Source organism: Eubacterium sp. CAG:161 (genome assembly GCF_000432355.1).
Lineage (GTDB): Bacteria > Bacillota > Clostridia > Lachnospirales > Lachnospiraceae > Eubacterium_G > Eubacterium_G segne.
Window position 1 is genome coordinate 26,501 of sequence record NZ_HF991854.1, and the last position, 10,809, is coordinate 37,309.

Here is a 10,809-nt window from a genome sequence, read left to right on the forward strand (position 1 = left end):
AATATTATACATGAAAAGAGTCAATTGTTTTTAAATGGTTGACTCTTTTTACATTTAGTGGTATAGTAAAATTTGCTACGCGCATACAAGGGGGTTAGTGCGCCCTTTTAAGAGCAAAAATGGCAGTTTTTTACTAAGAAAACGCCTTAAAAACTAATAAAATAAAGTTTATGTAGCTAATTAATTAACAAAATAAAGACAAGGAGTGAAACGTCGATGGAAAAGAACAGAATTCGTCCTGTAAAAGCGGGAAAAGGCATCAGAATGAGCTATTCCAGACAAAAAGAAGTGCTTGAAATGCCTAACCTTATTGAAGTTCAGAGAGATTCATATGAATGGTTCCTGACATCAGGTCTTAGAGAAGTATTAGATGATATTTCTCCAATTGAAGATTACGGACAGAGCTTAAGCCTCGAATTTGTTGATTTCAAATTGTGTGAAGATGAAAAGAAATACACAATCGAGGAATGTAAGGAAAGAGATGCAACATATGCTGCACCTTTGAAGGTAAAAGTAAGACTTCATAATAAGGAAACCGGAGAATTTACAGAACACGAGATTTTCATGGGAGATTTACCTCTTATGACAGCAACAGGTACATTTGTAATCAATGGTGCTGAGCGTGTTATCGTAAGTCAGCTGGTGCGTTCACCTGGTATCTACTATGTTATCGGACATGATAAGGTAGGTAAGGAATTATATACTTCACAGGTTATTCCTAACCGTGGTGCATGGTTAGAATACGAAACAGATTCTAATGATGTATTTTATGTTCGTGTTGACAGAACAAGAAAAGTACCGGTTACAGTTCTTATTAGAGCTTTAGGTGTTGGAACAAATGCAGAAATCACTGAATTATTTGGTGAAGAAGAGAAACTTACTGCTACATTTGAAAAAGACCAGAGTGACGATTACGAGAGCGGACTTCTTGAGTTATACAAGAAAATCCGTCCGGGCGAGCCTTTAAGTGTTGACAGTGCGGAATCAATTATTACAGGAATGTTCTTTGACGCAAAGAGATATGATCTTGCAAGAGTAGGACGTTATAAATATAACAAAAAATTAGCATTTAAGAATCGTATCACAGGTCATGTATTAGCAGAGGATGTTATAGACATGACTACAGGTGAGGTTATTGCGGAAGCAGGAACTACAGTTACAAAGGATTTAGCTGTAAAGATTCAGAATGCTGCAATTCCATCTGTTATGATTCAGACAGATGTTAAGAATGAAAAGATACTTTCAAACCTTGCAGTAGATATTAATGCCTATGTTGACTTTGACTGCAAGAGTCTTGGAATTTTAGAAGATGTATATTATCCTGTTTTGGCAGAAATCCTTGAAGAAAATGATTCAGAAGAAGATTTAAAGGATGCCATTAAGAGACGTGCTCATGAATTAGTTCCAAAGCACATTACTAAGGAAGATATTCTTGCTTCTATTAACTACTTACTCAACTTAGAGTATGGTATTGGTACATCTGATGATATTGACCACTTAGGAAACAGACGTATCCGTGCAGTTGGTGAGTTACTTCAGAACCAGTATAGAATAGGTCTTTCAAGAATGGAAAGAGTTGTTCGTGAAAGAATGACAACTCAGGATCTTGAAGGAGTTTCACCACAGACATTAATTAACATTAAACCTGTAACAGCTGCCGTTAAGGAATTCTTTGGAAGTTCCCAGTTGTCACAGTTTATGGATCAGAATAACCCACTTGGTGAGTTGACACATAAGAGACGTTTATCAGCCTTAGGACCTGGTGGTCTTTCAAGAGACCGTGCCGGATTCGAGGTTCGAGATGTACATTATACTCACTATGGAAGAATGTGTCCTATTGAGACACCTGAAGGACCAAACATCGGTCTTATTAACTCATTTGCATCTTTTGCCAGATTGAATGAGTACGGATTTATTGAAGCACCATATCGTGTTGTAGATAAATCAGATCCTGAAAATCCAAGGGTAACAGATGAAGTTGTTTACCTTACAGCTGATGAGGAAGATAACTACACAGTAGCACAGGCTAACGAACCTTTAGATGAAGAAGGACACTTTGTAAACAATAATGTATCAGGACGTTTCAGAGAGGAAACATCACAGTTTGACAAGAAGAGAATTGACCTTATGGACGTTTCTCCTAGAATGGTATTCTCAGTTGCTACATCCATGATTCCTTTCTTACAGAACGATGATGCTAACCGTGCCCTTATGGGATCTAACATGCAGCGTCAGGCAGTTCCTCTTATGACTACAGAAGCTCCTGTAGTTGGTACGGGAATGGAAGGCAAGGCAGCTGTTGACTCAGGTGTATGTGTTGTTGCAAAACGTGCAGGTGTAGTTGAAAGATCTACATCTAAGGAAATCACATTAAGATATGATGATAACGGTGAGAAGGAAACATACAAACTTCTTAAATTCCAGAGAAGTAACCAGAGTAACTGTTATAACCAGAGAGCAATCGTATTTAAGGGTGACCATGTAGAAGCCGGTGAAGTTATTGCCGATGGTGCTTCCACATCTAATGGTGAAATCGCTCTTGGTAAGAACCCGCTTATTGGATTTATGACATGGGAAGGTTACAACTACGAGGATGCCGTACTTCTTAGTGAAAGATTAGTACAGGATGATGTTTATACATCAATTCATATAGAAGAATACGAAACAGAGGCAAGAGATACCAAACTTGGACCTGAAGAAATTACAAATGATGTTCCGGGCGTTGGTGATGATGCAAGAAAAGACCTTGATGAAAGAGGTATCATAAGAATTGGTGCTGAAGTAAGAGCAGGGGATATTCTTGTTGGTAAGGTTACACCTAAGGGTGAAACAGAACTTACACCGGAAGAGAGACTTCTTAGAGCAATCTTTGGAGAAAAGGCAAGAGAAGTAAGAGATACATCCCTTAAGGTTCCTCACGGTGAGTCAGGTATCATTGTTGATGCTAAGGTATTTAAGAGAGAAAACGGTGATGAATTAGCACCTGGTGTTAATGAATCAGTTCGTATATATATTGCACAGAAGAGAAAGATTTCCGTTGGTGATAAGATGGCTGGACGTCATGGTAACAAGGGTGTAGTTTCAAGAGTATTACCTGTTGAAGATATGCCATTCCTTCCAAACGGACGTCCACTTGATATCGTGCTTAACCCATTGGGCGTACCTTCACGTATGAACATAGGTCAGGTCCTTGAAATTCATTTAAGTCTTGCTGCAAAGGTATTAGGTTTCAATATTGCAACACCTGTATTTGATGGAGCAGACGAGTATGATATTATGGATACCCTTGAGCTTGCTAATGATTATGCAAACACTGAATGGGAAGACTTCCAGGCTAAGTATAAGGATACATTAAGACCTGAAGTTATGGAATATTTAGGAGAACACCTTGACCATAGAGATGAATGGAGAGGGGTTCCTATTAACAGAGATGGTAAGGTAAGACTTAGAGACGGTAGAACAGGTGAGTATTTTGACAGCCCTGTAACAATCGGATTCATGCATTACTTAAAACTCCATCACTTAGTAGATGATAAGATTCATGCACGTTCAACAGGTCCTTACTCATTAGTAACTCAGCAGCCACTTGGTGGTAAGGCTCAGTTCGGTGGACAGAGATTTGGTGAAATGGAAGTTTGGGCATTAGAGGCTTATGGTGCATCATACACATTACAGGAAATCTTAACAGTTAAGTCTGATGACGTTGTAGGACGTGTTAAGACTTACGAAGCAATTATTAAGGGTGAAAATATCCCTCAGCCGGGAATTCCTGAATCATTCAAGGTTCTTATTAAGGAACTTCAGTCATTGGCATTAGATATTAAGGTATTAGATGAAAATGATGAAGAAGTTGAATTAAAGGAAAGCATTGATTACGGTGAAACAAACTTCAATGCAATCTTAAACAGCGATAAGAATTTTAGTGGAAATAAGGAAGATAGCCAGGCATTTGAACAGGCAGGCTTCCAGACACAGGAATTTGTAAATGATGAACTCCAGACAGTTGATGCTTCAGGAGAGGTATTTTCTGACGGAGAAGAAAATTAAAAGAAGGGAGATTGATCATGGCAGACATGAATGTTAGTGAACAGGCAGCATTTGATAAAATTAAAATTGGTCTTGCATCACCTGAGAAAATCAGAGAATGGTCAAGAGGCGAGGTAACAAAGCCGGAGACAATTAACTACAGAACTTTAAAACCTGAAAAAGATGGTTTGTTCTGTGAGAAGATTTTCGGACCAAATAAGGATTGGGAATGTCATTGTGGTAAATATAAAAAGATCAGATATAAAGGCGTAATTTGTGACAGATGTGGTGTTGAAGTTACAAAGTCAAGTGTACGTCGTGAACGTATGGGTAGTGTAGAACTTGCTACACCTGTATCACATATCTGGTATTTTAAGGGTATCCCTTCAAGAATGGGACTTATACTTGATATTTCACCTAGAGTTTTAGAGAAGGTATTATACTTCGCGTCATATATCGTACTTGACCCAATGGATACAACATTGGAGTACAAGCAGGTATTGTCAGAGAAGGAATATAGAGAAGCTTACGAAGAATTTGATGGCAAGTTCAGAGTAGGAATGGGTGCTGAAGCAATAAAAGAATTGCTTCAGGCAATTGACCTTGATAAAGAAGCAGAAGCATTAAAGCAGGAACTTTTTGAAGCGACAGGTCAGAAAAAGGCAAAAATCGTAAAGAGATTAGAGGTGCATGAAGCATTCAGAAATTCAGGGAACAGACCTGAATGGATGATCTTAGATGTTATACCGGTAATTCCACCTGATATCAGACCTATGGTACAGTTAGACGGTGGTAGATTTGCTACATCTGATTTAAATGATTTATACAGAAGAATCATTAACAGAAACAATCGTCTTAAAAGACTTCTTGAGCTTGGAGCACCTGAGATTATTGTAAGAAACGAAAAGAGAATGCTTCAGGAAGCTGTTGATGCATTAATCGATAATGGAAGACGTGGCAGACCTGTAACAGGACCTGGTAACAGAGCACTTAAGTCACTTTCAGATATGCTTAAAGGTAAGCGGGGACGTTTCCGTCAGAACTTACTTGGTAAGCGTGTTGACTACTCAGGGCGTTCAGTTATCGTAGTAGGACCTGAACTTAAGATTTATCAGTGTGGTCTTCCAAAGGAAATGGCAATTGAATTATTTAAGCCATTTGTAATGAAGGAATTAGTAGCAAACGGAACCGCACATAATATTAAGAGTGCTAAGAAGATGGTGGAAAGACTTCAGACAGAAGTTTGGGATGTACTTGAAGATGTAATTAAGGAACATCCGGTTATGCTTAACCGTGCGCCGACACTTCATAGATTAGGTATTCAGGCATTTGAACCGGTATTAGTAGAAGGTAAAGCTATTAAGTTACATCCGTTGGTATGTACAGCTTTCAACGCCGATTTCGACGGAGACCAGATGGCTGTTCACCTTCCACTTTCTGTGGAGGCACAGGCTGAATGTAGATTCTTATTACTTTCACCTAACAACCTTCTTAAGCCGTCTGATGGTGCACCTGTGGCAGTTCCTTCACAGGATATGGTACTTGGTATTTACTATCTGACAATGGATAAGATGGTAGATTACACCGGAGATGCTGAAAAAGAAGCAATGGCTGGTGAAAAGGTATATCAGTCTGAAGAAGAAATTAAGAAAGATTTAGATGATGGAATAATTAAAACATCGGATATAATCAGATATCAGGCAGATGACAGAGTTGTTATTTCAGAAGCGTTAGATGTTATGGGACGTTATTTCAGTAGCGTTGCCCAGGCAATTATTGCATATGAAAATGGCGATATTTCACTTCATCAGAAGATTAAAATTAAGAGAAAAGTATTTAACGGAAAAGGTGAAAAAGTAGAAGGTGTTATTGACACTACTTTAGGAAGATGTCTTTTCAATGAAATACTTCCTCAGGATTTAGGATTTGTTAAGAGAGAAAAAGATGAAGATTATCTTAGATTTGAAGTTGAGTTCCATGTAGGAAAGAAAGGGTTAAAGCAGATTCTTGAGAAGGTTATTAATAACCATGGTGCTACAAAGACTGCAGAGGTTCTTGATAATATCAAGGCTATGGGTTACAAGTTCTCCACAAGAGCTGCCATGACAGTTTCAATTTCAGATATGACAGTACCGGCTGCTAAGAAGCAGATTTTAGCAGATGCAGAAAAGACTGTTGATAAGATTACAAAGCACTTTAGAAGAGGTTTCTTAACAGACGAGGAAAGATATAAAGAAGTAATTGAAACATGGCAGGATGCCGATAATAAGATTACCAGCGCACTTCTTGGTGGCCTTGATAAGTATAACAACATCTTTATGATGGCTGATTCAGGTGCCCGTGGTTCTGACAAGCAGATTAAACAGCTTGCCGGTATGCGTGGTCTTATGGCAGATACAACAGGTAAGACTATCGAACTTCCTATTAAATCAAACTTCCGTGAAGGTCTTGACGTTTTGGAATACTTTATTTCTGCCCATGGTGCCCGTAAAGGTCTTTCTGATACAGCTCTTCGTACAGCCGATTCAGGATACCTTACAAGACGACTTGTTGACGTATCACAGGATTTAATTATCCGTGATGTTGACTGTTGTGAAGGCAAGGCTATTCCTTATATGGAAATTGAGTCATTAATGAACGGAAATGAAGTTGTAGAAAGCCTTGAAGAACGTATAACAGGCAGAACCGCTGCAGAGACAATGTATGACGCAGAGGGTAATGTTATAGTAAAAGCAAACCATATGATTACACCTAAGAGGGCAGCTGCAATTGTTGCAACAGGTGTTACAAAGGTTAAAATAAGAACAATTCTTACATGTAAATCTCATATAGGTGTTTGTGCTAAGTGTTACGGTGCAAACATGGCAACAGGACAGAGAGTACAGGTAGGTGAAGCTGTTGGTATTATTGCCGCTCAGTCAATTGGTGAGCCTGGTACACAGCTTACAATGAGAACCTTCCATACAGGTGGTGTTGCCGGTGACGATATTACACAGGGTCTTCCTAGAGTAGAAGAATTGTTTGAAGCAAGAAAGCCAAAGGGACTTGCAATTATTGCAGAATTTGGTGGTAGAGCCGAAATCAAGGAAACTAAGAAGAAACGCGAAATTATTGTAACAAACGATGAAACAGGTGAGTCAAAGGCTTACTTAATTCCTTACGGTTCAAGAATTAAGATTCTTGATGGAACAATACTTGAAGCCGGTGATGAGCTTACAGAAGGTAGTATTAATCCACACGACCTCTTAAAGATTAAGGGACTTCGTGCAGTACAGGATTATATGATTAGAGAAGTTCAGAGAGTATACCGTCTACAGGGTGTTGATATAAACGATAAGCACGTTGAGGTTATCGTTAGACAGATGCTTAAGAAAATTAAGGTGGAAACAGCCGGTGATTCAGAGTTCTTACCGGGAACAACAGTGGAAGTTCTTGATTTCAATGAAGTAAATGAGAAGTTAGTAGAAGAAGGCAAAGAGCCTGCAACAGGTACACAGATTATGCTTGGTATCACAAAGGCATCTCTTGCTACAAGCTCATTCCTCTCAGCAGCTTCATTCCAGGAGACAACAAGAGTTCTTACTGAAGCAGCTATTAACGGTAAGGTTGATCCACTTATCGGTATCAAGGAAAATGTACTTATTGGTAAGTTGATTCCGGCAGGTACAGGAATGAAGAGATACAATTCTGTAAGACTTTCTACAGATAACAGAAATACAGTTCTTTCAGAGGATGATGTTTTAGAATTATCAGAAGGTGATGAGGAAACAACAGCTGAAGGAGAAACACCGGCAGAAGAAAACGGTGAGGTAAATACTTCAGAAGAAGTAGTTACTGTTTCAGAGGATGTCGAAAGCACTGATGCTACAGAAGAGTAAAATCAGATATATTAATATATAAAAGACAGTTCGTAACCATCCTGTCTATAAACAAAACTAGGGAACCTATATTATTAATTTATATAAGAATTAATATAAGAATGAAAAAGAGTGCCTTAGTGCACTCTTTTTTCAGTTTAGGAGGAAAAGTTTTATGGTGGAAGGATTTAATCCTGTAAGATATTCTGTTATTAAAGAGAAGAATCCAAGAGAAATAGTAATGCTTGTAGGTGATGGATGTAAATGGCGAAAATGCAGATTTTGTGATTATCACTTAGATAGTAGTTTGGATATTGAAAACAACTATAAAATAAACAAAGAAGCATTAGGTCACATAACAGGAATTTACAAAAAACTAGAGGTCATTAATTCAGGGAGCTTTGTGGATTTAGATGATAAAACCATAAAGTTAATAAAGGATATCTGTTTAGATAAAGGGATTAATGAGGTGCATTTTGAATGCCATTATATGCATAAAGATGACATTGAAAAGTTTAAAAAGGATTTTTCACATCTTGGAATTACCGTACTTATAAAATTAGGATTAGAAACCTTTGATTACAAATTACGTGAGGAAGTGCTGGTAAAAGGAATTGAAGAAAAGAATCCTGAGGTTATTGCTAAATATTTTGACGAGATAAATCTTTTGCAGGGAATAAAGGGACAAAATGCAGATTCAATGATACGGGACATTGAAATGGGGCTTAAGTATTTTAAAAGAGTGTGTGTAAACATTATGGTGGAAAATGCCATGCCTATAAAACCGGACAAAAAAGTAATTAATGAATTTATTAAAGAGGTATATCCAAAATACATAGACAATGAAAGAGTGGATATCCTTCTTAATAATACGGATTTTGGTGTGGGAGAAAACAAATAGAATAAAAAGACATATGCCGGCTATGCAAAGAAATTGATGCAATAGCTGTAAAAGACAAAAAACAGGAGGATAAGTATTATGTCAAATGAAGTTTTATTAGTATTATCAATATTTATTATTTATGGAAGTGTTATTGCTTTCTTTAAACTTTTTGGAAAGCAGGGACTTTACTGCTTTACGGTGTTAGCTACAATTGCTGCTAACATAGAAGTTTTAATTGTTATTGTTGCCTTTGGAATGGAAATGACTTTGGGAAATGTTTTGTTTGCATCAACGTTTCTTGTTACGGATATTATAAGTGAATTATATGGTAAAAAAGAGTCAAGAAAAGCTGTACATATAGGAATTGCAACATCTGTTACATTTATTATTCTTTCCCAGTGGTGGCTTTTATACACACCATCTTCTACGGACATAATGATGGGAGCAATGAAAACTATTTTTTCAAATACTCCAAGAATTATGATTGCCAGTATGTTAGTGTATGCAATAGTTCAGGAATTTGATGTGTGGGCATACCATAAAATATGGAGTTTTACAGAAAAACGCTCCAACAGCAAAAGAGATTTTTTATGGCTTAGAAATAACGGTTCCACTATGGTATCCCAATTCTTAAATGATTTATTATTTACCTTTGCTTCATTTTGGGGAATTTATAGCATAAAGACCCTTTGGAGCATTGTAATATCAAGCTATATTATATTTATTGTAACCAGTTTAGCAGATACTCCATTTGTTTATTTAGCAAGAAAAATTAAGGAAAAAGATGATTTAAAAGCCACAATACAGTAAATCTTCACTATTGCAATTCTAAAGGCATTTGTATATAATAAAATTTAACGTAACTTTAACACACTAAAGAATTAAACGAAATAAGTTACATAAGTATTTGAGAAAACTATAAAAAAGAGAAGGAATTAAAAAATGGAGAATACTCTTGAAATCAGATGGCACGGACGTGGAGGTCAGGGTGCTAAAACAGCAGCGCTTCTTTTGGCAGAAGTGGCTTTTAAAACAGGAAAGAATGCCCAGGGTTTTCCTGAGTATGGCCCGGAAAGAATGGGAGCACCTATTACTGCATATGACAGAATAAGTGATAAACCTATCAGGGTTCATTCTAATATTTATGATCCGCAGTTTGTAGTAGTTGTTGATGAAACACTTATTGAAATAGTGGATGTAACAGCCGGACTTAGAGAAGATGGTGCTATTATTATTAATACGGCAAAGAGTAAGGAAGAAATCATCCCACATTTAAGAGGATACAAAGGAAAAGTATATACAATTGATGCAAGACAGATTGCAATGGATACTCTTGGCAAAAACTTCCCAAACACACCTATGCTTGCTGCAATAGTTAAAGTAACAGGTGTTATTGATGACGAAACATTCCTTAACGAAATGGAAGGCTCATTTAGGCATAAATTTGCTAAAAAGCCGGAAGTGGTAAAGGGAAATATGGAAGCATTAAGAATTGCGTTAAGGGAGGTTAAGTAGATGGCTAAGACAGATATTACCAAATTAGCTCAGGATGTTGCATGGCAGGATGTAACAAGAGGAAATACAATTGTGGGATGTGGAACTACAAGAGAATTTGTAACAGGTGACTGGACTAACGTAGCTCCTGTAGTTGATGAAGAAAAATGTAAGCAGTGTCTTTTATGCGTGCCGGTTTGCCCTGACAGTGCAATTCCTGTAAAAGATTATAAAAGACAGGCTATAGATTACGATCACTGCAAGGGATGTGGCATTTGTGTAAAGGCATGCCCTTTTAATGCAATTAAGATGGAGGTGAAATAGGATGCCAAAGAGAGTTTTAATGTCAGGAAACGAGGCTGTAGCTACAGCCCTCAGACAAATTAATCCGGATGTATTTCCAATGTTTCCTATTACACCGTCAACGGAAATACCACAGTATTTTTCAAATTATGTATCTAACGGATTAGTAGATACGGAATTTATCACTGTAGAATCAGAACACAGTTCCATGAGTGCGGCATTAGGAGCGGCAGCTGCCGGAGCAAG

At 37.5% G+C, this 10,809-nt stretch carries 6 protein-coding genes and 1 pseudogene; all 7 read left to right on the top strand.

Annotated features, from left to right (window positions below; genetic code table 11):
• Positions 1-216: 216 nt before the first annotated feature.
• Complete coding sequence (locus tag Q5O30_RS02850) at positions 217-4,047, top strand: DNA-directed RNA polymerase subunit beta (protein ID WP_021952252.1); 3,831 nt, start codon at positions 217-219, stop codon at positions 4,045-4,047.
• A 17-nt stretch (positions 4,048-4,064) separates the two neighbouring features.
• The gene (gene rpoC / locus Q5O30_RS02855) at positions 4,065-7,904 is read left to right on the top strand and encodes a DNA-directed RNA polymerase subunit beta' (protein WP_021952253.1); all 3,840 of its coding nucleotides are present in this window, start codon (positions 4,065-4,067) and stop codon (positions 7,902-7,904) included.
• A gap of 154 nt (positions 7,905-8,058) precedes the next feature.
• On the top strand, positions 8,059-8,784 hold the full coding sequence (locus Q5O30_RS02860; RefSeq protein WP_021952254.1) for a radical SAM domain protein: 726 nt from the start codon (positions 8,059-8,061) through the stop codon (positions 8,782-8,784).
• Between the two features lie 78 nt (positions 8,785-8,862).
• Positions 8,863-9,576 (top strand): queuosine precursor transporter, encoded by a 714-nt coding sequence (locus Q5O30_RS02865; RefSeq protein ID WP_021952255.1) that lies wholly within the window; start codon positions 8,863-8,865, stop codon positions 9,574-9,576.
• Positions 9,577-9,708: 132 nt separating this feature from the next.
• Positions 9,709-10,281 carry a 2-oxoacid:acceptor oxidoreductase family protein gene (locus Q5O30_RS02870; RefSeq protein ID WP_021952256.1) on the top strand — a complete coding sequence of 191 codons (573 nt, stop codon included), beginning with the start codon at positions 9,709-9,711 and terminating at the stop codon, positions 10,279-10,281.
• Positions 10,282-10,584 (top strand): 4Fe-4S binding protein, encoded by a 303-nt coding sequence (locus tag Q5O30_RS02875; protein WP_021952257.1) that lies wholly within the window; start codon positions 10,282-10,284, stop codon positions 10,582-10,584.
• 1 nt (position 10,585) lies between these two features.
• Positions 10,586-10,809, top strand: a pseudogene (gene porA / locus Q5O30_RS02880) (pyruvate ferredoxin oxidoreductase); the annotation flags it as partial.

What these genes read in the sequence shown, in the direction of transcription:
- Q5O30_RS02850 (WP_021952252.1), top strand. Translation starts at nt 217, where the DNA reads ATGGAAAAGAACAGAATTCGTCCTGTAAAAGCGGGAAAAGGCATCAGA.
- rpoC (WP_021952253.1), top strand. Translation starts at nt 4,065, where the DNA reads ATGGCAGACATGAATGTTAGTGAACAGGCAGCATTTGATAAAATTAAA.
- Q5O30_RS02860 (WP_021952254.1), top strand. Translation starts at nt 8,059, where the DNA reads ATGGTGGAAGGATTTAATCCTGTAAGATATTCTGTTATTAAAGAGAAG.
- Q5O30_RS02865 (WP_021952255.1), top strand. Translation starts at nt 8,863, where the DNA reads ATGTCAAATGAAGTTTTATTAGTATTATCAATATTTATTATTTATGGA.
- Q5O30_RS02870 (WP_021952256.1), top strand. Translation starts at nt 9,709, where the DNA reads ATGGAGAATACTCTTGAAATCAGATGGCACGGACGTGGAGGTCAGGGT.
- Q5O30_RS02875 (WP_021952257.1), top strand. Translation starts at nt 10,282, where the DNA reads ATGGCTAAGACAGATATTACCAAATTAGCTCAGGATGTTGCATGGCAG.